The organism is Halopseudomonas pertucinogena (assembly GCF_014646575.1).
GTDB classification, from domain to species: Bacteria; Pseudomonadota; Gammaproteobacteria; order Pseudomonadales; family Pseudomonadaceae; genus Halopseudomonas; species Halopseudomonas pertucinogena.
On record NZ_BMNN01000001.1, the window covers coordinates 503075 to 526785 of the forward strand.

The 23711-nt window shown below is 62.3% G+C and carries 19 protein-coding genes; 8 read left to right on the forward strand and 11 right to left on the reverse strand.

What is annotated here, in order from left to right; translation table 11 throughout:
* The first annotated feature begins 124 nt into the window (after positions 1-124).
* Positions 125-1336: a phosphoserine phosphatase SerB gene (serB, locus tag IEW63_RS02315; RefSeq protein WP_188634973.1), complete on the forward strand. Its 1212-nt coding sequence runs from the start codon at positions 125-127 to the stop codon at positions 1334-1336.
* Positions 1337-1354: 18 nt separating this feature from the next.
* On the opposite strand, the gene IEW63_RS02320 is transcribed toward serB, so the two are convergent.
* The 3 genes from IEW63_RS02320 to epmB form a co-directional block, all read right to left on the reverse strand.
* Positions 1355-3421, reverse strand: a complete 2067-nt coding sequence (locus IEW63_RS02320) for an EAL domain-containing protein (protein ID WP_188634974.1) — start codon at positions 3419-3421, stop codon at positions 1355-1357.
* 53 nt (positions 3422-3474) lie between these two features.
* Positions 3475-5247: a cyclic-di-GMP receptor FimW-related protein gene (locus IEW63_RS02325; protein WP_188634975.1), complete on the reverse strand. Its 1773-nt coding sequence runs from the start codon at positions 5245-5247 to the stop codon at positions 3475-3477.
* A gap of 145 nt (positions 5248-5392) precedes the next feature.
* Positions 5393-6385, reverse strand: a complete 993-nt coding sequence (gene epmB / locus IEW63_RS02330; RefSeq protein ID WP_229710291.1) for an EF-P beta-lysylation protein EpmB — start codon at positions 6383-6385, stop codon at positions 5393-5395.
* A 138-nt stretch (positions 6386-6523) separates the two neighbouring features.
* Here epmB and efp point away from each other — a divergent pair, with 138 nt between their 5' ends.
* On the forward strand, positions 6524-7090 hold the full coding sequence (gene efp, locus IEW63_RS02335) for an elongation factor P (protein ID WP_188634977.1): 567 nt from the start codon (positions 6524-6526) through the stop codon (positions 7088-7090).
* Between the two features lie 79 nt (positions 7091-7169).
* Positions 7170-8129, forward strand: a complete 960-nt coding sequence (gene epmA, locus IEW63_RS02340) for an elongation factor P--(R)-beta-lysine ligase (RefSeq protein ID WP_188634978.1) — start codon at positions 7170-7172, stop codon at positions 8127-8129.
* 209 nt (positions 8130-8338) lie between these two features.
* On the opposite strand, the gene actP is transcribed toward epmA, so the two are convergent.
* The 5 genes from actP to mutS form a co-directional block, all read right to left on the reverse strand.
* The gene (gene actP / locus IEW63_RS02345) at positions 8339-10009 is read right to left on the reverse strand and encodes a cation/acetate symporter ActP (RefSeq protein WP_188634979.1); all 1671 of its coding nucleotides are present in this window, start codon (positions 10007-10009) and stop codon (positions 8339-8341) included.
* Positions 10006-10314 (reverse strand): DUF485 domain-containing protein, encoded by a 309-nt coding sequence (locus tag IEW63_RS02350; RefSeq protein WP_188634980.1) that lies wholly within the window; start codon positions 10312-10314, stop codon positions 10006-10008. The genes actP and IEW63_RS02350 overlap by 4 nt, the downstream gene beginning before the upstream one ends.
* A gap of 39 nt (positions 10315-10353) precedes the next feature.
* The gene (locus IEW63_RS02355; protein WP_188634981.1) at positions 10354-10695 is read right to left on the reverse strand and encodes a hypothetical protein; all 342 of its coding nucleotides are present in this window, start codon (positions 10693-10695) and stop codon (positions 10354-10356) included.
* Between the two features lie 835 nt (positions 10696-11530).
* The gene (gene fdxA, locus IEW63_RS02360; protein WP_188634982.1) at positions 11531-11854 is read right to left on the reverse strand and encodes a ferredoxin FdxA; all 324 of its coding nucleotides are present in this window, start codon (positions 11852-11854) and stop codon (positions 11531-11533) included.
* 168 nt (positions 11855-12022) lie between these two features.
* Entirely contained in the window at positions 12023-14593 is a 2571-nt protein-coding gene (mutS, locus tag IEW63_RS02365) for a DNA mismatch repair protein MutS (protein WP_229710292.1), read from the reverse strand.
* 115 nt (positions 14594-14708) lie between these two features.
* Here mutS and IEW63_RS02370 point away from each other — a divergent pair, with 115 nt between their 5' ends.
* The 3 genes from IEW63_RS02370 to IEW63_RS02380 all read left to right on the forward strand — a co-directional run bounded on the left by IEW63_RS02370 (position 14709) and on the right by IEW63_RS02380 (position 16764).
* Positions 14709-15227, forward strand: a complete 519-nt coding sequence (locus IEW63_RS02370; protein ID WP_188634983.1) for a CinA family protein — start codon at positions 14709-14711, stop codon at positions 15225-15227.
* 129 nt (positions 15228-15356) lie between these two features.
* The gene (recA, locus tag IEW63_RS02375) at positions 15357-16304 is read left to right on the forward strand and encodes a recombinase RecA (protein ID WP_188634984.1); all 948 of its coding nucleotides are present in this window, start codon (positions 15357-15359) and stop codon (positions 16302-16304) included.
* A 16-nt stretch (positions 16305-16320) separates the two neighbouring features.
* On the forward strand, positions 16321-16764 hold the full coding sequence (locus IEW63_RS02380; RefSeq protein ID WP_188634985.1) for a regulatory protein RecX: 444 nt from the start codon (positions 16321-16323) through the stop codon (positions 16762-16764).
* Between the two features lie 5 nt (positions 16765-16769).
* On the opposite strand, the gene IEW63_RS02385 is transcribed toward IEW63_RS02380, so the two are convergent.
* The 3 genes from IEW63_RS02385 to IEW63_RS02395 form a co-directional block, all read right to left on the reverse strand.
* Complete coding sequence (locus tag IEW63_RS02385; RefSeq protein WP_188634986.1) at positions 16770-17843, reverse strand: LOG family protein; 1074 nt, start codon at positions 17841-17843, stop codon at positions 16770-16772.
* Positions 17844-17867: 24 nt separating this feature from the next.
* The gene (locus IEW63_RS02390; protein ID WP_188634987.1) at positions 17868-18266 is read right to left on the reverse strand and encodes a PA3611 family quorum-sensing-regulated virulence factor; all 399 of its coding nucleotides are present in this window, start codon (positions 18264-18266) and stop codon (positions 17868-17870) included.
* Between the two features lie 98 nt (positions 18267-18364).
* A complete protein-coding gene (locus IEW63_RS02395) occupies positions 18365-19285 on the reverse strand; it encodes a DMT family transporter (RefSeq protein WP_188634988.1) in 921 nt (306 codons plus the stop codon).
* A gap of 172 nt (positions 19286-19457) precedes the next feature.
* On the opposite strand from IEW63_RS02395, the gene IEW63_RS02400 reads away from it, so the two are divergent.
* Complete coding sequence (locus IEW63_RS02400; protein ID WP_188634989.1) at positions 19458-20114, forward strand: response regulator; 657 nt, start codon at positions 19458-19460, stop codon at positions 20112-20114.
* Between the two features lie 115 nt (positions 20115-20229).
* Positions 20230-23703, forward strand: a complete 3474-nt coding sequence (locus IEW63_RS02405) for a hybrid sensor histidine kinase/response regulator (RefSeq protein WP_188634990.1) — start codon at positions 20230-20232, stop codon at positions 23701-23703.
* Positions 23704-23711: the final 8 nt, after the last annotated feature.

Sequence of the window (23711 nt, forward strand, 5' to 3'; positions counted from 1 at the left end):
GAGGCAGGCAAGCAAACTGCCACCAGTATAGCCATTCGCCCATAGCGGAAAAAGGCTGCCGCTGTGATGCGTCGGGCATTGTGGGTAGAATACCGGTTTCCTTTTTTCTGACTGGAGCGACGCCTTGAAGGAAATCGTCCTGATCAATATCACCGGCCCTGACAGGCCCGGTCTGACCGCGGCCATCACCGGTATCCTGGCGCGGGCCGGGGTCGGGATTCTGGACATCGGTCAGGCGGTGATCCATGACACGCTATCCTTCGGCATCCTCGTGGAAATGTCCGGCGATGCCAGCCATTCAGACGTGTTGAAGGACGTTTTGTTCCGCGGCTACGAGCTGGATCAGCAGGTTCGCTTCACTCCCGTCAGTGCCGATGACTACGGGCGCTGGGTGACCGGGCAGGGCAAGGCGCGGCATATCGTGACGCTGCTGGCCAGGCGGATCACCGCCGAGCACATCGCCCGGGTCAGCGAGATCACTGCCCGCTACGGCTTGAACATCGATCAGATCGACCGGCTCTCGGAGCGCATTCCCGACGGCATGCCGGCTGATCAGGGCAAGGGCTGTATCGAGTTTTCCGTGCGTGGCGAGCCGGAAGATGCAGCGGCGCTGCGTACCGAGTTCCTGGCGATTTCCCAGGAGCTGAATGTGGACATCGCCTTCCAGCAGGACAGTGTCTTCCGTCGCAACCGCCGCCTGGTGGTGTTCGATATGGACTCCACGCTGATCGACGCTGAAGTCATCGACGAACTGGCCAAGGCGGCGGGCGTGGGCGACCAGGTGGCGGAGATCACCGAGCGGGCGATGCGCGGCGAGCTTGATTTCAAGGCCAGCTTCCGTGAGCGCATGGCGCTGCTCAAGGGCCTGCCGGAATCGGTACTGGAGGAGATCGGTGCCTCGCTGCGACTGACCGAAGGCGCCGAGACGCTGATCGGCCAGCTGCGCCGACTGGGGTACAAGACAGCCATCCTCTCCGGCGGTTTCAGTTACTTTGCCGAAGGCCTGCAGAAACGTCTGGGCATCGACTACGTCTATGCCAACAGCCTGCCGACCCGGAATGGGGTGGTCACCGGGGAGGTGGAGGAACCGATTGTGGATGGCGAGCGCAAGGCCCAGCTGCTGCGCGAGCTGGCCCAGCGCGAAGGCATCAGCCTGGAGCAGACCATCGCAGTGGGGGATGGCGCCAACGACTTGCCCATGCTGTCGATCGCCGGACTGGGCGTGGCCTTCCGTGCCAAGCCGCTGGTCAAGCAATCGGCCAAGCAGGCCATTTCCACGCTGGGGCTGGACGGCATTCTCTACCTGCTGGGCTTCCGCGACCGGGAAGGTTTCTGAGCCCGGCGCGGCCCGGCATCACTCACTGGAGAAGTTGAAGTCCATGGTGGTGCTGGGCGCCTGCAGGTAGTTGCCCTGGATATAGTTGACGCCGGCCTGCCACAGGGTCGGCATCATGATGGCGCTGTCCACATTGGAAACGATGGCCAGTTTGCCCTGGTTGTGCAGGGTGGCCACCATCTCCTTCAGCTGTTCCACATTTGCCGGCTCGCTCAGATTGTCGCTGAACGATTCGTCGATCTTCACGTAATCCACCGGCAGGTGCTTGAGTACCGCGTAGGGGTTCAGTGCGCCGCCGAAGTGGCTGAGCGAGATTCTGGAATGGATCGAGTGCAGCGACTCGGCCAGAACCTTCGCGTGTTTGAGGTAGTTGTTGGCGTCGGCATCGTTGAACTGGAAAACCAGAGCGTCGGCGGGCAGGCGCGATTCCTTCAGCAGGACGGATATCCACCTGACGATTTCCGGGTCCTGCAGGCTGGCACTGCTCAGGGTAATGATCAGTCGGGTGTCGGCTCCCTTTGCCCGGTGCCGGGCCAGCATGGCCACCGACCGACCAATCATCCAGCGGTCTACATCCATCGCCAGCCCGGACTCCAGTGCTGCCGAGTGGAATTCCGCCAGGGGGATCTCTTCTCCCTGGCTATTCAGCAGGCGGAGGAACACCTCGTAATGCTCGGCCGGGTCACCACGCAGGCTGATGACCGGCTGAAACTCGAGCCTGAAGGCGTTGGTTTCCAGGGCGTGGCGGATCTGCGCGATGATATTGCCGCGGTTCGCCAGCTGTTCCAGCTCCTCCAGCGGGTTGAAGATCTTCAGCGCGTTGCCGCCGGCCTGGGACACCTGCTCCGCCAGCCGGTGTGCACGTTCGATGGCCTGGGTCGGGTCGGGGTTGGTTTCGCTGATCGAGGCCATGCCGATGCTTGCTGTGATCTGCACGGTACGGCTGTTGGCCTCGAACAGGTTGCCTTCGATCTGCTTGAGCAGAGCGGGCAGCTGGGCTGCCACCACCTCCGGCTCCTTGCCTTCGATCAGTGCGGTACAGGCATCGTCACTGAAGCGCGCCAACAGGGCGTCCTCGGGGAAGAAGCGCCGCAGGATCTGGGCCAGATCGGCCAGTACCAGGTCCGAACCACCGATACCGATGTCCGCCTGCAGGGCGCCGAAATTGTCGATGTTGATATAGATGAGCGTGCTGGGCTGGCTGCTGGTCACCGCCTGCTGGCTGATGCGGTCGAGCTGCTCCTGGAACCAGGAGCGGTTGAACAGGCCGGTGACCAGGTCGTGGCTGGCCATTGCCCGCAGCTTCTCCTCGAACTCGGCGCTGGCCGTTTCGGCGCGTATCACCACCTGGGTACAGGGCTCGCCATCGTAGTGGGCCGGCGAGAAACTGAGCATCACCGGGAATTCGGTGCCGCTGCTGTTGACTGCGGTGCAGCGGGTCTCGCCCACGTCGCCCTGGGCCGGGTAGCTGCGCAGGAATTCCCGGAAATGCTCCTGGTCCTTGCTGGCGATCAGTTCCAGCATCGGCTCGGCGGCCAGATCGTCGGGGTCGTCATAGCCGAACATCTGGGTATAGGAGCGGTTGGCGTAGATGTGCATGCCATCCAGCACATAGGCAATGGCATCCACCGAGCTGTCGAGCAGCAGCTGACAGCGCTTTTCGGTTTCCTTCAGGGACCGTTCGACAATGCGGCGCTGACGACGGGCGCTGAGGTTGGCCAGTTCCCGCTTCACCACCAGCACCAGCAGCGCATCATTGCTGGCAAGCACCACATCCTGCATGCCGGCGCGCAGCGCGTTGGTGCGGGTTTCGCTGTCATCCTGATCGCTGAGCAGAATGAAGGGGACGTCGTAGGACTGGCTTATGAGCAGGCAGGCGTCCTGCGCGCTCATGAAACTGGTTTCAGGGCACGCCAGGCACAGGTCCCAGCTCTGTTGCAGCGACTCGTGCAGGTCTTCGACCGACGAGATACGATGGGCACGGGTGGCGTGTCCGGCATTGCGTAAAACACTGACCAGACGTTCGGCATTGTTCTGCGAATCGTCAAGGATCAATACTCTTATGGCTTGTGTTTCAATGGCCATGGCGTCCCATTCTCAACTGCTACATCATCCTTGCGGATCCCTGGCGAACGAATCTACAGAGACTTCCAGAGTGAGTCAAAGTCATCCTCGGGTGCCAGTGCCAAACTTGTGCTTCCGGTCTCGCTTTTGGCGGCGATATCTCCGCCGATCAACTGATGCTCGAACTGGCTGTAGCTGCCGGTGCAGGCCACCCGGTCCACCAGATGCGCCCGCAGCTCCCGGCCGTTGAGCATCAGCTGCACCTTGTTGTTGACCTCGAAGGGCAGGCGCGGCGTGATGACGGTCGCCGGGCGGTCGATGGCGGTCACTTCGGGTACCCACAGCGCACGGAGATAGCGGCTGGGATGTTCGGTCTTGCGCAGCAGCTTGATGGCGCAGGGCGTGCAGTGGGGGGCGATCAGCTCGATCCCCATCTGGGTGCCGCCGCCGCGCACCTGTCTGATCCAGCGCACCACCGCCAGACTCCAGCTCTGGTCCGCCGCTTCCTGCACGCCGAGCAGCTCGCCCGCCTGCAGTTGCCTGGGTACCTCGCGCGGCCAGGTCAGACAGAAGCCGCCGGGGCTGTGATTGACGATGCGCAGGCTGTGCACCGGATAGTTCTCGGCGTTCTCCTCTTCGTCCGTTTCCCTGCCGGTGGTGTAGTTGATCTTCTCCACATCGCCGGACCACTCGACCGAATTCTCGCCGTCAAAGGCGGCGCTCCACCCCTCCTGACGGGCGCGCTGGGCTGGGGAGGAGAAGGGGTTGGTGTCATCGGCGTCGATGAATTGCGAGAAAGTGGTGCCGGCGATGTGAAAGTGGGTAGCGCTCATGCCAATGGTGACACGCAGCTCGCCCCGCCCGGGGGTGCGGTTGAAGGTGCGCTCGGCCAGATCGCCCCAGGATTCGCTGACGTGTTGCAGCAGCTCCAGCCCGATGCCCTCGGGCACCTTCAGGCGGTTGTCGGGCGAGTCGCTGTCGAGCAGGAATGCCTTGATGGCGTCGACCAGCGGGCGGGTGTCCAGGCCGAGGCTGCCGGTCAGGTCTTCCTCCTGCACCAGGGAGCGATAGCGGGGCGGGCAGTCCATCTGCGGATTGATGACGAACATCGCCCCCGGGGCGTCCGCTTCGGTCAGGCTGGCAAGGGTGCTCCATTCTTCCAGGGTGGCGGCCAGGCGTGCCATGCTGCTCTGGCGCATCTGGTTCGGCCGTGCGGTGCCGAGCAGCAGGATGGCCATGTAGGTCTGTTCGATGCTGAGGCTTCTGCCTGACTGGCTTTCGACATCCGCCACCGCGACCTGATGTACCTTGCGCCGGCGAGCCAGCTGGTACAGCTGGTGAATTTCGAGCCATATGCCGTCCGCGACCGGGCAGTACAGCTGGTAGGCGCGCAGCAGCGGACCGCCGAGGGCCCGGATCGCGCGCTGGATGGCCAGGCTCAGGTCGTCGACACGGTCGCGGTTCTTCATGTCGCCTTCCTGCGTGACGACCACCTTGTAGCCGGTGGCCAGATGGTTCTGCAGGGACTGGGAGAGGTTGGCTACCTTGCGTGGCCGGTCTTCCAGAACGATGGACTGGCCCAGGTAATAGCGGGACAGGGCGGCGCAGACGTAATGTACCTGCGGACGGATCAGTTCGAGCATGGCCAGCCGGCGATCGGGTGCGATCCGCAGCTGGTTCAGCTGGATCAGCCCATGGTAAAGCTGGCGGGCGGTTTCGCCGATGTTGGCCTTGGGCAGTTCGGCTATCCACTGGCTGATGCCCTTCTCGCTGCTGTCGGCAAAACTCAGGCTATCGAGGGTCTGCTGCGGCACTCGCAGGTTCAAAGCGTACGTAGTGTTGTCCATAACTGTATTTTTCCGTTGTAGCCGCTTCAGGCTAAATCGAGAAGAAGTCAAATTGGAGTCCAATACATGCGTTACGCCAGAGATGAGTTTCTAAACAGACTGTAGCAGCCGGGTCGCATACTGGCTAAGCGACCTGCCGCTCCAATTAGGACAACAGCGGAGTCTTGCTGGTTTCTCCCGCCGTTTCTCGTACCAGACGTGGCACCAGGAAACCGGGCAGTCTGGCGAGCATCTCTCGGGCCAGTTCAATGGCCCTTCTGTCGTCTACATGAAAATGCTGTGCACCCTTAACGTGATCGAGAACATGAAGATAATAGGGCAGAATGCCATTATCGCCTAGCGTTTCGCTCAGATTGACCAGCGAGTCGATATCGTCATTCACGCCGCGCAGCAGTACCGACTGGTTGAGCAACTGCATGCCAGCCTGCCGCAACAGCCGCACGGCCTCGCCGAGGGGGCGGTCAATTTCGTTGGCATGGTTGCAGTGCAACACCATGGTGACCGGCAGCCGGGTGCCGCAGAGCGCTTCGATCAGCTCGGTGGTGACCCGCTGTGGAATGACCACCGGCAGCCGGGTGTGCACCCGCAGTCTGCGCACGTGGCTGATGGCGGCGATTTCCCGGGTCAGCCAGGCGATGCGCTTGTCGCTGGCCGCAAGCGGGTCGCCGCCGCTGTAGATCACCTCGCTGATGGTCGGGTCCTGACGGATATAGTCGAGGGCCTGTTGCCATTCGGCAGTGCTGAGATTGTTGTCCTCGTAGGGAAAGTGCCGGCGAAAGCAGTAACGGCAATTGACGGCGCAACCGCTGCTGACCACCAGCAACAGTCGCCCGTGGTACTTGTGGATGATCCCCGGACGGGCGTTGGTATCCTGCTCTCCCAGCGGGTCCATGACGAAGTCGGGGTGTTCCGTCAGCTCCTCGCCAAGTGGCAGAACCTGGCGCAGCAAAGGGTCGGCTGGGTCGCCCGGACGGATCCGGCTGAGGTAGGGTTCGGGCACGCGCAGCGGGAAGTCCGCGCTGGCTGCGCGGGCCCCGGCGAGCAGCGAAGGGTCGAGGTTCAGACGGCTGAGCAACTGTTGTGGGTCGGTGACGCTGGTCGCAAGAAGGCGCTGCCAGCTGATGGGCTCAACAGGCACTGAAGTTCCATGTATCATTGGGCAATTCCGCGCATGGGTGGCAAGGGCATCCGTCGGGCGTCATCTGATGACGTCGGGCTGTGACCATTGGTCGGCGCGTTTTCGGATGTATCCGTTCAAACTGCAAGTGGGAAATTTATGGCCAACTATTCTACCAACGAATTCAAGCCGGGTCTTAAGGTGATGCTCGATGGCGATCCATGTGCGATCCTCGAGAACGAGTACGTCAAGCCGGGCAAGGGTCAGGCATTCAACCGGGTCAAGGTGCGCAACCTGAAGACCGGCCGCGTCAACGAGCGCACCTTCAAGTCGGGCGACACCCTGGAAGGCGCCGACGTGATGGACCGGGAAATGGAATACCTGTACGCCGACGGCGAATTCTGGCACTTCATGGCCACCGACGGCTCCTTCGAGCAGGTGGGTGCGGATCAGAAGGCGGTGGGCGACACCATCAACTGGCTGAAGGAGCAGGTGGTTTACACCATCACCCTGTACAACGGCGAGCCGATTGCCGTTACCCCGCCGAACTTCGTGGAGCTGGAAGTGGTCGAGACCGACCCCGGCGTGCGCGGCGATACCTCCGGCGGCGGCAACAAGCCGGCCAAGCTGGTGACCGGTGCCGTGGTCAAGGTTCCGCTGTTCATCAACGTCGGCGATATCCTCAAGGTCGATACCCGCACCGCGGATTACGTTGGCCGCGCCTGATCGGGCACGCTGACGCAGTATCCGAAACCGGGGCCCAGGCCCCGGTTTTTTGTAGCCCGTTGCCTATTCCGGAGCCAGCATGAGCGATTGGCAGCCCAGCGCGCCGCTGAACAACCTGCGTCGTCGCGCGCAGATCATCAACGTCATTCGGCGGTTCTTTGCCGACCGCGGTGTGCTCGAGGTGGACACGCCCACGCTCTCCGCCGCGGCGGTCAGCGATCCCCATCTGTTTCCCTTTGCTACCGACTTCGTCCCTGAGGGCGGCGGGCAGGCCCGGACCCTGTATCTGCACACCTCCCCCGAATACCCGATGAAGCGCCTGCTGACCGCTGGCAGCGGCTGCATATGGCAGCTCTGCCGCGTCTACCGCAACGGCGAGACCGGACGGCGGCACAATCCCGAATTCAGCATGCTGGAGTGGTACCGGGTGGGCTTCGATCATCATCGGCTGATGGATGAGGTGGATGATCTGGTGGACGCCGTGCTGGGCTGTGGCCGTTCACGGCGCGTGACCTACGCCTCGCTGTTCGAGGAGCATCTCGGTGTGGATATCCACCGCTGTGAGGATGCCGAGCTGGCCCGCCTCGGGCAGACGCAGTGTGATTTTCGCGGCGAACTGGATCGCGATGGCTGGCTCAACCTGCTGTTCTCCCACTGCATCGAGCCGCGACTGCTCGAACCCACCATGGTCTACGCCTTTCCCGCCTCCCAGGCAGCACTGGCCAGAGTGGTCGACGGCGACGACAGGGTGCCCAGCGCCGCGCGTTTCGAGCTGTTCATCAAGGGGATGGAACTGGCCAACGGCTATTTCGAGCTGACCGATGCGGCGGAGCAGGCCCGGCGCTTTGCGGCGGATCAGCAGTTGCGGGAGGCGCTTATGCGCCCCGCGCTGCCCACGGATCAGCGCCTGATCGAGGCCCTGCAACAGGGACTGCCCGAGTGTGCCGGGGTGGCGCTTGGGGTTGACCGGTTGGTGATGCTGGCGCTGGGTGCCAGTCATATCGATGAGGTCATCGCCTTCCCGCTGCACAGGGCCTGAATACGAGACCCACCTCTCAACCGGGCGACAAAGGTTTTGCCGCACCGGGTGATCATCGGGATTATTGCGCCTTTCCATCAAGACCGGATTCCTAGAATCCAGCTTCGATGAGCTCGTAGCCAGCTCGGTTGAAGTTTGATCGGCTACCACAGAACGAAAAATCCCCGGAGTAGTACCACCTCCGGGGATCCTGTCTGCCGACTACCGGATCAGTGCGCTACCGCACCGGTGCGTCCGATACCGGTCTGGCTGCGAACGGTGAGTGCATCGAAGGCGTTGCGCTCGCGTTCGGCGCGGGCGGTCTTGTCGGTGATCGAGAAGAACCAGATCGCGATGAACGCCAGCGGGATCGAGACGATGCCCGGGTTGGGGAAGGGGATGATCGGCTCGGCGTTGCCGAGCACGTCCACCCACACGGTCTTGCTCAGCACCACCCACACGGTCGCCACCAGCAGGCCGATAAAGCCGCCTATTACCGCGCCGCGGGTGGTGCAGCCGCGCCAGGAGATGGACAGCACAAGCACCGGGAAGTTGGCGCTGGCGGCGATGGCGAAGGCCAGACCGACCATGAAGGCCACGTTCTGATGCTCGAAGATGATGCCCAGCAGGATCGACAGCACCCCCAGTACCAGGATCGAGATCTTCGAGATGCGCATCTGCTGTTTCTCGGTGGCGCGACCCTTGGCAATGACACTGGCGTACAGGTCGTGGGAGATGGACGCCGCGCCGGCCAGGGCCAGACCCGCCACTACCGCGACGATGGTGGCGAAGGTCACCGCAGCGAGGAAGCCGAGCAGCAGGCTGCCACCCACCGCATTCGACAGGTGCACGGCCGCCATGTTGGTGCCACCGATCAGGTCGGTCAGCATGTTGAAGCTGCCGTCGATGCCCTGATGGAAGAACTCCGGATGACGTACCAGCAGCGCGATGGCGCCGAAGCCGATGATGAAGGTCAGGACGTAGAAGTAGCCGATGAAGCTGCTCGCCCAGATCACCGACTTGTGCGCTTCCTTGGCGCTCGACACGGTGAAGAAGCGCATCAGGATGTGCGGCAGACCGGCGGTGCCGAAGGCCAGGGCGATACCGAGGGACAGGGCGTTGAGCGGGCTGCTGGTGACTGCATCACCGGGCGACATCAGCTCTTCCGCATAGGGGTGCACGGTCACTGCCTCGGCGAGCATGGCGTCGGGGCTGAAGTTGAACGCATAGAGCACCAGACCGGACAGCAGCGTGCCGCCGGTGAGCATCAGCACCGCCTTGATGATCTGCACCCAGGTGGTGGCCGTCATGCCGCCGAAGAATACGTAGATCATCATCAGCGCACCGATGATGACGACCGCAAACTTGTACTCGATGCCGAACAGCAGCACGATCAGCTTGCCGGCGCCCACCATCTGTGCGATCAGGTAGAGCGCGATGATCAGCAGTGACGCGCTGGCCGCGAGGATGCGCACCGGCGTCTGCTCCAGGCGGAATGCAGTCACGTCGGCAAAGTTGTACCTCCCCAGGTTGCGCAGGCGCTCGGCGACCAGAAACATCACCACCGGCCAGCCAAACAGGAAGCCGATCGCGTAGATCACCCCGTAGTAACCGGAGACGTACACCATACCGGCAATCCCCAGGAAGGATGCCGCGGAGATGTAGTCACCGGCGATCGCCAGGCCATTCTGGAAACCGGTGATACCGCCGCCGGCGGTGTAGAAGTCGGATGTGGTCTGGGTCTTGCGCGCGGCCCACCAGGTGATGGCCATGGTGCCAGCGATGAACAGCAGGAACATGATGATGGCTTCGGTGTTGGCCCCTTCACCGGTTTCGGCAAAGGCCGCCGGTGCGGCAAGCAACGGGAGCAGGGCGGTGAGCCACTTGTTGATCTTGTTCATTCCACATCCCTCACGATTTCATCGAGCAGTGGATCGAACCACTTGTTGGAAAAATACACATACAGCGCGATCAGGATGACGGCGCTGCAGACCACCATGAGGCCGACGAACAGCCCGACGCTCATCGTCCAGTTCGGCCCGAGGGGGCGGGCGAAGACGTCAGGCAGGTAGGCCATGGTGAGGATGAAACCGGCGTAGATGGCCAGTGTGAGGCCGAAGAAGATCATGCTGGCTCGGGTTCGTCCCTTCACCAGTGCCTCGTATTTGGGGTGTTTGAGCACTTGCTCCACTACATCTTTTTGCATTTTTATTCTCCTGGGTAGTTTGCTGTTGCGCTCGCAACGCTATGGCTCATGGTCGATTGATGTGTTACCTCCGCTGGATTTCTGGGTCGTTATGGAATGGATGGCTGAGTCGCGGTATTGGCGGTCAGCGGCGCGGAAATGCGCGCTGGCCAGAACGAGGCAGAGGACCGGCAGGCTCAGCGCCAGGCCACAGATAACGAAAACGCTGAATTCCTGAAACAGGATTTCAGGCAGATCAGGACGGAGAAATATCAATGCCAGGAACGCCGGATAGACGATTCCCAGAATGAGAAAGAACAGGGCGCGCAACGGGCTGCGCGGGGTAGAGTCAGCATCGGCCGGCAAGGCATGGCGGCCCAGGGCATCTTGATTGGTCTGCATATTATTTTTTTTCTCGCCGATTCGGGCTGTTGGGAGAACTGTAAAACAGTGCCTGAATGAAGGAAGCCGACCTTAGTCGTAGGAACCTGAGAAACTTTTTCCAGAACCTCTGCGTGTAAGACATTGGCTATTCGCTGCGTGAGATATGTCTGGGAAGTGCTGTGAGCAGTAGCGGATTATTGTTCGCAGCGGCTCGGTAACTTGTTGATATATAAAGGATAAATGTGTCGTCACCCCGATGGGTGAGACAGATTTATATGTTGAGTCGGGATTTTTTTTGGATATGATGTGTCCATGCGCAACGGACTGCGCTGCTCGACAGGGAGTTGAGCCAGGGATCATCAGGATGGTGACAGTAACGGAGTACTGGCTTAAGGACGGCATGTAGGGATAGCGCAAAATGCAGGCGGGGGCAACCCCGCCTTTTTTGTGTCCGTCTGACGGGCGTGCAAAGGCGCACCGATCATATATTTCCCGCGATCCTCGCGTATCGTCTGCTCGGACGATTCAGCTTTCCAGCCGCCTTAACAGAATCAACCCATCAATGTCGGCAGGTATCGGCCGCTTCCCTGCGGAGCGCCTTCCATTACACAAGTCTCTTGCCAGGGCATGGGCTGGTCCTCCTGCCCATACCGTAACTTGTGTAACCCATGTTGCCGGTCTGATCTGTTACCTATGTTGCCGGTTTGCACACGCAGCTCCCCTCTCCCCTCGCGGGAGAGGGGTCGGGGGAGAGGGGGAAGACCCAACCCACCATCCCGCACCACAGCTCAATGAAAACAAAAAAGGCCGATCATCCGACCGGCCTTTTTCCATTATGTCCGAGGGCTGAAACTCAGCGCTCCAGATGCTGCAGCTTGTCCGGCACGCCATCCCACTCCTCGGCGTCGGGCAACGGATCCTTCTTCTCGGTAATGTTCGGCCAGATATCCGCCAGCTCGGCGTTCAGCTCGGTGAAGTGCTGCTGATCAGCCGGTACTTCATCTTCGGCAAAAATCGCATTGGCCGGGCATTCGGGCTCGCACAGGGCACAGTCGATGCACTCGTCCGGGTGGATCACCAGGAAATTCGGACCTTCGTAGAAACAATCGACCGGGCATACTTCAACGCAATCGGTGTACTTGCATTTGATGCAGTTGTCGGTCACAACAAAGGTCATGGCAGGTTTCTCCAGAAAAGGCGTGTCACAGGGTGAGGACGAGTCCCAAAGTTGGCGCGTATTCTACCAGCAAAAAAACGACGGGTGCAGCAGATGCGGCATTTTGGACCGCTTTTACCGCATTATCCCGGCCGCTCCTTGATAATGAATCTCATTAGCACAATCTTTTCATCCCCATTGGTCTTTCCACTGATACAGCAATTCGAGCGCCTGGCGTGGCGTCAGGTCATCGGGCTTGATGCTCTGAAGCGCCAGGGCGGCCGGGTGGGGCGCCGAGGCGAACAGGTCGCTCTGCATGGGTTGGGTCTGGGGAGTCTGCTTGCTCTGGTCAAGGCTCTGCTGCTCGAGGGTTGCCAGATGCTGGCGCGCCCGTTCGATCACGGGGCGGGGTACGCCGGCCAGCTGCGCCACCTGCAGCCCGTAGCTCTGGCTTGCCGGCCCGGGCAGAACGGTATGCAGGAAAACGATACGTTCGTTGTGCTCGGTGGCGTTCAGATGCACGTTGGCCACCCCGGGGTCGGTGTCGGCCAGGGCGGTCAGCTCGAAATAGTGTGTGGCGAACAAGGTGAAGGCACGCATGCGGGCCAGGTATTCAGCCGCTGCCCAGGCCAGTGACAAACCGTCGAAGGTGCTGGTGCCGCGGCCGACCTCGTTCATCAGCACCAGACTGGAGTCCGTGGCGTTGTGCAGAATGTTCGCGGTTTCGCTCATCTCCACCATGAAGGTCGAGCGGCCGCCGGCCAGGTCGTCGCTGGAGCCGATACGGGTGAAGATCCGGTCGACCGGCGACAGCACCAGGCGGGCCGCGGGTACGTGTGAGCCGATATGGGCGAGCAGCACGATCAGGGCGGTCTGGCGCATGTAGGTCGACTTACCGCCCATGTTGGGGCCGGTGATCACCAGCATGCGGGTGTCAGGCGTGAGATTCAGATCGTTGGCGACAAAGGGCGTATCGAGCACCTTCTCGACCACAGGGTGACGGCCCTGGTCGATGCACAGCTGGCCGCTGCCTTCAACGAACTCGGGGGCGCAGTAATCCAGGCTCACCGCCCGCTCGGCCAGGCACGCCAGCACGTCCAGCTCGGCCAGGGCAGCGGCGCTGTCCTGCAGTGGCGCCAGGTCCTCGTTGAGCCGGTCCAGCAGCTCGTCGTACAGCTGTTTTTCCCGGGCCAGGGCGCGACTGCGGGCCGACAGCGCCTTGTCCTCGAACTCCTTGAGCTCAGGCGTGATGAAGCGCTCGGCACCTTTCAGGGTCTGGCGGCGGATGTAATCGGCCGGTGCCTGTGCGGACTGTCCGCGGGACAGCTCGATGAAGTAGCCGTGCACCCGGTTGTAACCCACCTTCAGGGTCGACAGGCCGGTGCGCTCGCGCTCACGATTCTCCAGGTCGATCAGATACTGGCCGGCGTTTTCACTGATGTTCTGCAGTTCATCCAGTTCGGTGTCGAAGCCTTCCTTTATTACGCCACCATCACGGATCACCGCCGGCGGGTTATCGATGATTGCCCGCTGCAGCAGGTCGGCCAGCTCCGGAAAGGTGGCAGCCTTCTCTGCCAGCTGGCGGATATGCGCAACGGCAACGGGCTCGACGGTCGCCTGCAACTCCGGCAGGGTGGCCAGTGCATCGCGCAGGCGCGCCAGGTCGCGCGGGCGGGCCGAGCGCAGGGCGACGCGGGCCAGTATGCGCTCGATGTCACCGATGCCCTTGAGTACCGGCTGGATGGTTTCGAAGTGGTAGTCATCCATCAGCCCGGCAATACTGTCCTGCCGCGCCTTGAGGGTCTCCATCCGGCGCAGTGGGCGGTTCAGCCAGCGCGCAAGCAGGCGGCTGCCCATCGCGGTGGAGGTGTGATCGAGGACATCCAGCAGGGTGTTGTCGCGGCCGCCTGCCAGGTTGCAGTCGATCTCCAGGTTGCGCCGGCTGGCGCTGTCGATCACCACGCTGTCCTCGAAACGTTCCTGCACGATGCTGCGCAGATGGGGCAGGGCGGTGCGCTGGGTTTCCTTGGCGTAACAGAGCAGGGCACCTGCGGCACCCAGGCCGAGGGTCAGCTCCGCGCAGCCGAAGCCGACCAGGTCCTTGGTGCCGAACTGCTGGGTCAGCGCCTTGTGCGCGCTGTCCTGATCAAACTCCCAGGGCGCACGCCGGCGGACCGTGCGTCGACGCTCGATGGGGGTGTCGCTTTCCCAGTCATCGGGAATCAGCAGCTCGGCGGGGGCGAGACGCTCCAGTTCGCCGAGCAGCGTCTCCCAGCCGCGCAGCTCGGTGGCAGTGAAGCGCCCGCTGTTGATGTCCAGCGTGGCCAGACCGAAGGCCCGTTCGCTGCCGACCAGCGCTGCCAGCAGGTTGTCCCGGCGCTCGTCGAGCAGGGCTTCATCGCTGACGGTGCCGGGCGTTATGATGCGTACCACCTGGCGTTCGACCGGTCCCTTGCTGGTGGCGGGGTCGCCCACCTGCTCGCAGATGACCACCGACTCGCCCAGTTTCACCAGGCGGGCCAGATAACCTTCGGCAGCGTGGAAGGGGATGCCGGCCATGGGAATCGGCTGGCCGCCGGAGTTGCCCCGGCTGGTCAGGGTGATATCGAGCAGGCGGGCGGCCTTCTTGGCGTCCTCGTAGAAAAGCTCGTAGAAATCACCCATCCGGTAGAACAGCAACTCGTTGGGGTGCTGCTGCTTGATGCCGAAATACTGTTGCATCATCGGGGTGTGGGTGACGGACTTCTCAACGCGGCTCATGAAACTCCCTGAATTGTATTGCTGGGTGGGCAGGATACTGTCGAAGCGGCATAGTCTAGGCTACAACGGTGCCTCGTTGAAATACGCCAGCCCGGTTCCATAGAAGGAGATGACCATGTCTCAATACGATCCGCTCATTGACTCGGCAGCGGCGCGGCTGGGCAATGCCCTGCGCCAGCTCGGGCTGCGCGTAACCACCGCAGAATCCTGTACGGGAGGCGGCATAGCGGAAGCCATCACCCGCATCAGTGGCAGTTCCGGCTGGTTCGATACCGGCTTCGTCACCTATGCCAATCACAGCAAGAGCCGCTGGGTCGGGGTGAGCGACGAGGACCTGCAGCAGTTCGGCGCGGTCAGCGAGCCGGTGGTGCGCAGCATGGCCGAAGGCGCGTTGACCGCTGCTGACGCAGACCTGGCGGTCGCGGTCAGCGGCATAGCCGGCCCCGAGGGGGGCACTGCGGAAAAGCCTGTCGGGACAGTGTGGTTTGCCTGGGCTGTGCGCGACCGGGGAGTGGTCACCCAGTGCCGTCGGATTCAGGGCAACCGACGCGATGTGCGAGCGCAGACGGTACTGCACAGCCTGCTCGGACTGATCGCCGAGGCCGAGAAGCTGGCTGTGAACCGTTCGGCATAATCGCGCCCGCAAGGGGTAGGCGATTGCAGGCAACTGTGGAATAATACTGACCATATATACAGTGCTTGGCACTGTTACCCTTATCGAACACCGGGACACCAGCGGGCCCGATTACCAAGAGGATGCACAATGGACGACAACAAGAAGAAGGCGCTTTCGGCTGCCTTGAGTCAGATTGAACGTCAATTTGGCAAGGGAGCCGTGATGCGCATGGGCGATCATGAGCGTCAGGCCATCCCCTCGATTTCCACCGGCTCGCTCGGACTGGATATCGCGCTCGGCCTCGGCGGTCTGCCCAAGGGCCGTATCGTCGAGATCTACGGCCCCGAGTCGTCCGGTAAGACAACTCTCACCCTGTCGGTCATCGCCCAGGCACAGAAGAAGGGTGCCACCTGCGCCTTCGTCGACGCCGAGCATGCCCTCGATCCCGAGTACGCCGCCAAGCTGGGCGTCAACGTCGACGACCTGCTGGTTTCCCAGCCCGATACAGGGGAGCAGGCGCTGGAAATCACCGACATGCTGGTGCGATCCAATGCCGTCGATGTGATCATCGTCGACTCCGTGGCCGCTCTGGTGCCCAAGGCCGAGATCGAAGGCGAGATGGGTGACCACCACGTGGGCGTGCAGGCACGTCTGATGTCCCAGGCCCTGCGCAAGATCACCGGTAACATCAAGAACGCCAACTGTCTGGTCTCGTCCGTTCGTCTGGACATCCGCCGGACCGGCGCAGTCAAGGAAGGTGACGAGGTGATCGGCAGCGAGACCCGGGTCAAGGTCGTGAAGAACAAGGTGGCGCCGCCGTTCCGCCAGGCCGAGTTCCAGATCCTGTATGGCACCGGCATCTACCACAACGCCGAGATCATCGACCTGGGCGTGCAGATCGGCCAGATCGAGAAGTCTGGTGCCTGGTACAGCTACAAGGGCAACAAGATCGGTCAGGGCAAGGCCAACGCAGCACGCTTCCTCGAAGAGAATCCGCAAATCGCCGAGGAAATCGAGCAGGCCATCCGCGACGAGCTGCTGCCCAAGCCCGGCAACAAGGCTGCGGTTGAAGAGAGTGCTGACGCCGACAGCTGACTGAGCGGTAGATCAGATGTTCAGGCGCAGCCAACTGGACACGCCGGCGGCGATCCGCCGGTCGGCGATGGATCTGCTGGCCCGACGCGAACACAGTTACGCCGAGCTGTTGCGCAAGTTGCAGCTTCGCGGGGCCACCCGTGACATGGCGGAGATCGAGCTCGATCGTCTGCAGGAAGAAGGTCTGCTCAGCGATGAGCGCTTCTGCGAGGCGTACGTGCATGCCCGCAGCCAGCGCGGTTACGGCCCGCTGCGCCTGCGCGAGGAGCTGCGCCAGCGTGGCGTGCCCGAAAGCCTGATCGAGCGGGAATTGCAGAGCACCGAGCGGGACTGGTCAGCCCTGGCCCGGGCCGCATTCGCAAAGCGGTTCCCCGAAGGCCCAGCCGCAGATGTCCGTGAGCGGGCCCGACAGCAGCGGTTCATGCAGTACCGGGGGTTTTCCGGAGGGCAGTGGGACTAGGCGACTCAGCCGATGTTCTGCGGATCGTTCAGCTCATCTATCAATGCCCGGAGCCGGCCCTGAGCCCGTGCATTCAAGGCAAAGCTCAGGGACGTCAGGTGCCGCAGTTCGGCATCCTCATCTCCTGCGCCAGACGGCGTCTGCTGAGTGAACCCGCCACCTGTGCAGATATCGGCAAATTCCACCTTGATCCTTTCCAGCGCCCGCGCCGTCAGTGGTTGATTGAGCCGCATCAGATACTGATCCTGCAGCCAGCGCGCCGAATGGAAGTTGCGGTAGAACTGGCGGATCAGTTTCAGCGCCTGATGGGGCGAATCGGCCAGCTGCAGCAGGTTCAGGTCGCTCTCCAGAATGTACCCATCCGGCAGCAGATTGCGCCGGAAGAAATCCAGCAGGTCCTTCCAGTACTGGCCACCGGGCTCGTCCAGCAGGATGATCGGCACCATCGGGCTCTTGCCGGTCTGCACCAGCGTGAGCACTTCCAGCGTCTCGTCCAGGGTGCCGAAGCCGCCGGGACACAGGATCAGCGCATCGGCTTCCCGAACCAGAAACAGCTTTCTGAGGAAGAAGAAGCGAAACGGGAGGTCATGCTGGGTGCCGGAAACGATCCGGTTGGGCTTCTGCTCGAAGGGCAGGGTGATATTGAAGCTCAGACTGTTGTCCAACCCGGCCCCGACATGCACCGCTTCCATGATGCCGCCACCGCCGCCGGTAATCGCCATGTAATCGTCTTCGGCAAGCAGCTCGCCCAGCTCCCGGGCAAGGGCGAACATGTTGCTGTCCAGCAGGGTGCGGGCGGAGCCGAAGACGGTTACCTTGCGCCGACGCTTGAACTGTTCCAGACGGGCGAAGGCCGTCTCCAGCTCGCGGATGGTATGGCGCATGATCTTGGCGTCCCAGCGGTTGCGGTCAGCCTGCGCCATGCGCACGATGCTCAGCAGCATGTCGCGGTAGAGTTCGAGATTCTCGCTGCCGCCGTGGGCGAGGGTAAGCAGCTCGTCCACCTTGTCCTGCAATCCGGTACTGCCGGTCTGCCAGTGACGCGCCAGATAATCAGCGGCCCCGGGATCCTCGGCCATGTCTGCTCCTTTTACCAGGCGGGGTTACATCGCCTGGCAGTGATCGGCAACGAAGCTCTGGGTGAGTATCGGCTGGTCGGTGTCGGCCAGCACGAAGTGGTAGGTGAGCGTGGCGCCCATATCCAGCAGGCGGCGGAAGCGCTGGTCGGAACAGACGCTGGTCTGCAACTGGCTGCGAACCATCAGCGGTTCGCTCTGCATCCGGGCGGCATAGTCGGTTTCCACACTCAGATGGTTTATCAGCTCAGTGCCCCGCGCGCTGAAACCTTCATCCATGATGTATTCATTGAGCTTGCGGGGGGTGTCCTGGCTGCTGTGCTGCGCCACTGTTCGCAGCATGTCTTCCAGGCGGGTATCACGCAGGGATACCGCCTGGGCAGGCAATGCGATGAACAAGGCAAGCAGTACGATGAGATAACGCATAAATTCTCCACCAAACGGTAGGCATGTTACAGGATTAACACTCAGACCATCTGCGCCTGTTTCGGTTCTGGACAGGTACGGCTTTTTTTCCTTGTGTCTCAGGCGCTGGTCTGCGCGGTATTTTCGACCACCCGGCGCCGCTGGTAAATAGGTACCAGCTGGGCGACGAGCATGCCGCCGAGCATCAGGCTGCAGCCGATGAAGCCCCGTAAACTCAGGCTTTCATTGAGAAACAGCCAGCCGGCGACTGCCGCAAATACCGCTTCCAGGCTGAGAATGATGGCCGCGTGGGAAGACACTGCGTCCTTTTGCGCCACCACCTGCAGGGTAAAGCCGACCCCCACTGCGAGAATGCCGCCGAAGGCAATGGCCGGCGCAGCCAGTTCAATGGCCTGCAGGCTGATTTCCTCGAGCGCCACTGCCAGCAACAGGCTGATAACGGCGCATACGGCAAACTGGACGAAGGAGACACGTACAGGATCATAGCGCGATGCCAGCATTCCGACCAGCAGCACATGAATGGCCCAGCAGGCGGCACTCGCCAGCTGCAGCAGATCGCCGGAGGCGATGCGATAGTCTGCGGTGACGCTGAGCAGCAGCATTCCGGCTACCGCCAGCACCGCCCCGGCCCAGGTGCCTGCGCCGCTGCGCATACCGATGAACAGCCCGAAAATCGGCACCAGGATCACGTACATCCCGGTAATGAAGCCGGAATTGGTCACCGTGGTGAACAGCAGACCAACCTGTTGCAGATTGATACCAATGGTCAGCACCACTCCCAGCACAAGGCTGCCGAGCAGCATTGGCCTGCTGAAGCGGCGCTGCTGCGCCGGGGTGCGGCCGGGCCGGGTCAGCAACACCAGCGGCAGAATCACCAGGCAGCCCAGGGTAAAGCGCAGCCCGGTGTAGAGAAAGGGGCCGATATGCTCCATGCCCAGGCTCTGGGCCACGAAGGTGGTCCCCCAGATAAGGGCGGTGATCAACATCAGGGCATCTGCCCGCAGGGTCCGGCGTTTCATCTAACTCATTGTTCCAGTTGGAAAAGCGCGATTATGCGCGCAGCGGCAGGATAAAGACAGTTGACCGCAAAGGCACGATAAGGGGAACGAATTGACTGATGGCCCTGCCGATGTCAGGCTTGTATCCGCGGCATCATGACTCATTGCGATACATCAGACAGCAGGAAGCGAGATGGAGACAACCTACGAAATACTGATCGCCGATGATCACCCCCTTTTCCGTAGTGCGTTGTTCCAGGCTCTCGATGCAGGATTACCCGGCGATATCCGCCTCACCGAGGCCGGTTCCATTGCCGATCTCCAGACGCTGCTTGAGCAGCGCAGCAACTGGGATCTGGTGCTGCTTGATCTCAACATGCCGGGGGCCCACGGTTTTTCCGGGCTGGTATTGCTGCGCAGCCAGTATCCGCAGGTACCGGTGGTGGTCATCTCCGCCCAGGAAGGCGCGGCGGTGGTTCGTCGGGCCAGGGACTTCGGCGCGAGCGGCTTCATTCCCAAATCCTCCAGCCTTGAAGACATCCAGCGCTCTGTGCAGGATGTACTGGACGGTGACACCTGCTGGCCAGACCAGATCAATGAGGCTGTGTCGCCATTGAGTTCGGAGCAGGAGGCCATCAGCGCCCAGCTGGCCAGTCTGACGCCACAGCAGTTCAGGGTGCTGAGCATGGTGTGCGACGGCCTGCTGAACAAGCAGATCGCCTATGAGCTGAATGTGTCCGAGGCCACCGTGAAGGCCCACGTCACGGCCATCTTCCGCAAGCTCGGCGTACGTACCCGCACTCAGGCGGCGCTCGCTCTCCAGCACATGGAGCTGGCCCGCAACCCCTGAGGCAGACACGTCCGGGCGGGGCGTCTGCTTCGACTTAGGTATGAGGTGCCGCCGCTGGGCAAAGGCGGTTGCGCCTGCCAGACTATGCCGCCTTTACACGAGGTGAATTCCACCAATGATGCTCTCAGGTGGGCTGGTTGCGTCCACATTCCTGATCTATATCGCCCTGCTGTTCGCGATCGCCTTCTGGGGCGACCGGCAGACCGGCGAGTTCGGCCCGCGCCTGCGCATCTGGGTCTACAGCCTGTCCATTGCCGTCTGGTGTACCAGCTGGACCTTCTTCGGCGCGGTGGGCATGGCCGCAGGCCAGATGTGGGACTTCCTGCCCATCTATATCGGGCCGATCATCCTGTGCATGGTCGGGTGGCGCATGATCGCGCGCATGCTGGCCATCAGCAAACAGGAGAACATCACCTCCATCGCCGACTTTATCGCCTCCCGCTACGGCAAATCCCAGAGCCTGGGGGTGGTGGTGACCGCGCTGTGTCTGGTCAGCGTGCTGCCTTATATTGCCCTGCAGCTCAAGAGTATCGTGCTGGGCTTCAATCTGCTGACCGGCACCGGTGTGTCCCTGACCGGAGGAGAAGTCAGCAGCTCCGATGAAACCGCGCTGGTGGTAACGCTGGTCCTGGCGCTGTTCACCATCCTGTTCGGTACCCGCAGTCTGGACGCCACCGAGCACCACCGCGGCATGATGCTGGCCATTGCCTTCGAGTCCCTGGTCAAGCTCCTGGCGTTCATCGCGGTCGGCGTGTTCGTCACCTTCATCCTGTTCGGCGGGGTGGGCGAACTGATCGAGCGGGCCACCAGCAGCCCGGCGCTGGAGGAATACTGGCAGCGGGAAACCATGCACATGAACCTGGCGTTCCAGACGTTGATCGCTATCCTGGCGTTCCTGTGTCTGCCGCGGCAGTTTCAGGTGGCGGTGGTGGAGAACATCCAGTCCGGCGACCTGCGGGCCGCGCGCTGGGTGTTCCCGGCTTATCTTCTGCTGGCCGGCATCTTCGTATTGCCGATCAGCCTGGCCGGGCAGTTGCAGTTCGGCACCGAGCTGTCGCCGGATTCCTACGTAATCAACGTGCCGCTGATGGAAGGACGCCCGGTTCTCGCATTGCTGGCCTTTCTCGGCGGCGCATCGGCCGCCACCGGCATGGTCATTGTTGCGGCCATTGCACTGAGCACCATGGTCTCCAACGACGTGGTCATGCCGCTGCTGCTGCGCAAGCGCAAGCAGCAGGAGCGCTCCTACGAGGAATTCCGCGGGTGGATGCTCAACCTGCGGCGCAGCGCGATCCTGATCATCCTGCTGCTGGCCTACGTGGTGTACCGCATGATTGCCAACTCAGGCAGCCTGGCCAACACCGGGCAGATCGCGTTCGGCTCGATCGCCCAGCTGGCGCCGGCCATGTTCGGTGCGCTGTTCTGGAAACAGGCCAATCGCACCGGGGTACTTGCCGGCCTGCTGGTGGGCGTCAGTCTCTGGTTCTATCTGCTGGTCATGCCGCTGCTCCAGGCGGTCAACGTGGCGGACATGCCGCTGCTGCAGGGGATGTATCCGGATGCCTTCGGACTGCCGCTGGACCCGATCACCCTGGGCAGTCTGGTTGCGCTGGGCTGCAATTTCGTGGTGTTCGTGGTGGTGTCGCTCTTCAGCCGTACCCGGGTAACCGAGCACTGGCAGGCCAGCCGCTTCGTCAGTCTTGATGACGAGCTGGACAGTGGCCCAAGCCGGGCGATGCTGCGGGTTACCGTGGCGGATCTGCTGATGCTCGCTGCGCGGTTCGTCGGTGACGAGCGGGCGCAGACCGGCTTCGAGCGCTTTGCCGAGGCCCAGGGCGTGGTGTTCAACCCGGCGCAGGTGGCTGACAGCAACTGGATCACCCAGACCGAGCGGCTGCTGGCAGGGGTGCTGGGCGCCTCGTCGGCACGGGTGGTGGTGAAGGCAGCGATCGAAGGCCGGGACATGCACTTCGAGGATGTGGTGCGCATTGTCGACGAGGCCTCCGAGGTACTGCAGTTCAACCGCGGCCTGCTGCAGGGCGCGATCGAGAACATTACCCAGGGCATCAGCGTGGTCGACAAGGAGCTGCGGCTGGTAGCCTGGAACCAGCGCTATCTGGAAATGTTCCAGTATCCCGACGGCCTGATCACCATCGGCCGGCCGATTGCCGATCTGATTCTGTGCAATGCCAAGCGCGGCCTGTGCGGCCCCGGTGACCCTTACATGCACATGGAAAAGCGCGTCAACTGGATGCGCCGCGGCACGGCCCACCGCTCCGAGCGGCTGTTCCCCACCGGTCGGGTGATCGAGATCATCGGTAATCCCATGCCGGGCGGCGGCTTTGTCATGAGCTTCACCGACATCACCGCCTTCCGCGAGGCCGAGAACGCGCTCAAGGAAGCCAACGAGAGCCTCGAACAGCGGGTAATCGAACGCACCCGCGAATTGTCCGAGCTGAACAAGGCGCTGATCCAGGCCAAGGCCCAGACCGAGCAGGCCAGTCAGTCGAAGGGGCGCTTCCTGATGGCGGTCAGTCATGACCTGATGCAGCCGATGAACGCCGCGCGGCTGTTCTCCGCCTCGCTGGCCCATCAGCCCAATCTGCCGCTGGAAGCACAGGAGCTGGTACGGCATCTGGATACCTCCCTGCGCTCGGCGGAGGATCTGATTTCCGACCTGCTCGATCTGTCCCGCCTTGAGTCGGGGCGCATCACTCCCGAGTGGAGCGACTTCGTGCTGACCGAGCTGATCGAGCCGCTGCGCGTGGAGTTCGGCGCTCTTGCGCTGGAGCAGGGCGTGGATCTGCGGGTACACAACAGCCGGCTGCGGGTGCGCAGTGACATCCGCCTGCTGCGCCGTATCCTGCAGAATTTCCTGACCAACGCCTTCCGCTATGCCGGCAATTCCCGCGTGGTGCTGGGCATGCGCCGGCTGCCCGATGCGGTGCGCCTCGAAGTCTGGGACCAGGGGCCTGGCATCCCGCGGGACAAGCTGCAGACGATCTTCGAGGAGTTCCAGCGGCTGGATAACCACCGTACTCAGGCCGAGAAGGGGCTGGGGCTTGGCCTGGCGATAGCCGACGGCCTGTGCCGGGTGCTGGGCCATGAACTGTCGGTGCGCTCCTGGCCGGGGCGTGGCAGCGTGTTCAGCGTGACGGTGCCGCTGGCCCGCTATGACCGGTCACCACGCGTTGCGCGGTCGGTGCAGGTGCCGCCGCTGAGCGGTGCCCAGGTGCTGTGCATCGATAACGAGGCGACCATTCTCACCGGCATGCAGAGCCTGCTCAGCCGCTGGCAGTGCAACGTCGCGGTGGCGCGGGACCGCAAGGAGGTTCAGGCGGTGCTGGACAGCGGGTTCATGCCCGAGCTGGTGCTGGCCGACTACCATCTGGATAATGGCGACACCGGACTTGAACTCATGAACTGGCTGCGGGAGAAGATCAATCCCGATCTGCCCGGCGTGGTCATCAGTGCCGACGGTCGTAACGAACTGGTCACGCGGATCCGTCTGCACGGGCTCGACTATCTGCCCAAACCGGTAAAGCCGGCGGCACTGCGCGCGCTGATCAGCCGCTACGTCAGTCTCTGAATACGTTT

Excerpts from the sequence above, each read along its gene's own strand:
- efp (WP_188634977.1), top strand. The coding sequence starts at position 6,524 with ATGGCCAACTATTCTACCAACGAATTCAAGCCGGGTCTTAAGGTGATG.
- IEW63_RS02325 (WP_188634975.1), bottom strand. The coding sequence starts at position 5,247 with ATGGACAACACTACGTACGCTTTGAACCTGCGAGTGCCGCAGCAGACC.
- IEW63_RS02380 (WP_188634985.1), top strand. The coding sequence starts at position 16,321 with ATGTTCAGGCGCAGCCAACTGGACACGCCGGCGGCGATCCGCCGGTCG.
- IEW63_RS02390 (WP_188634987.1), bottom strand. The coding sequence starts at position 18,266 with ATGCGTTATCTCATCGTACTGCTTGCCTTGTTCATCGCATTGCCTGCC.
- IEW63_RS02385 (WP_188634986.1), bottom strand. The coding sequence starts at position 17,843 with ATGGCCGAGGATCCCGGGGCCGCTGATTATCTGGCGCGTCACTGGCAG.
- actP (WP_188634979.1), bottom strand. The coding sequence starts at position 10,009 with ATGAACAAGATCAACAAGTGGCTCACCGCCCTGCTCCCGTTGCTTGCC.
- IEW63_RS02405 (WP_188634990.1), top strand. The coding sequence starts at position 20,230 with ATGATGCTCTCAGGTGGGCTGGTTGCGTCCACATTCCTGATCTATATC.
- recA (WP_188634984.1), top strand. The coding sequence starts at position 15,357 with ATGGACGACAACAAGAAGAAGGCGCTTTCGGCTGCCTTGAGTCAGATT.
- mutS (WP_229710292.1), bottom strand. The coding sequence starts at position 14,593 with ATGAGCCGCGTTGAGAAGTCCGTCACCCACACCCCGATGATGCAACAG.
- IEW63_RS02395 (WP_188634988.1), bottom strand. The coding sequence starts at position 19,285 with ATGAAACGCCGGACCCTGCGGGCAGATGCCCTGATGTTGATCACCGCC.
- fdxA (WP_188634982.1), bottom strand. The coding sequence starts at position 11,854 with ATGACCTTTGTTGTGACCGACAACTGCATCAAATGCAAGTACACCGAT.
- IEW63_RS02355 (WP_188634981.1), bottom strand. The coding sequence starts at position 10,695 with ATGCAGACCAATCAAGATGCCCTGGGCCGCCATGCCTTGCCGGCCGAT.
- IEW63_RS02400 (WP_188634989.1), top strand. The coding sequence starts at position 19,458 with ATGGAGACAACCTACGAAATACTGATCGCCGATGATCACCCCCTTTTC.
- IEW63_RS02320 (WP_188634974.1), bottom strand. The coding sequence starts at position 3,421 with ATGGCCATTGAAACACAAGCCATAAGAGTATTGATCCTTGACGATTCG.
- IEW63_RS02350 (WP_188634980.1), bottom strand. The coding sequence starts at position 10,314 with ATGCAAAAAGATGTAGTGGAGCAAGTGCTCAAACACCCCAAATACGAG.
- IEW63_RS02370 (WP_188634983.1), top strand. The coding sequence starts at position 14,709 with ATGTCTCAATACGATCCGCTCATTGACTCGGCAGCGGCGCGGCTGGGC.
- epmA (WP_188634978.1), top strand. The coding sequence starts at position 7,170 with ATGAGCGATTGGCAGCCCAGCGCGCCGCTGAACAACCTGCGTCGTCGC.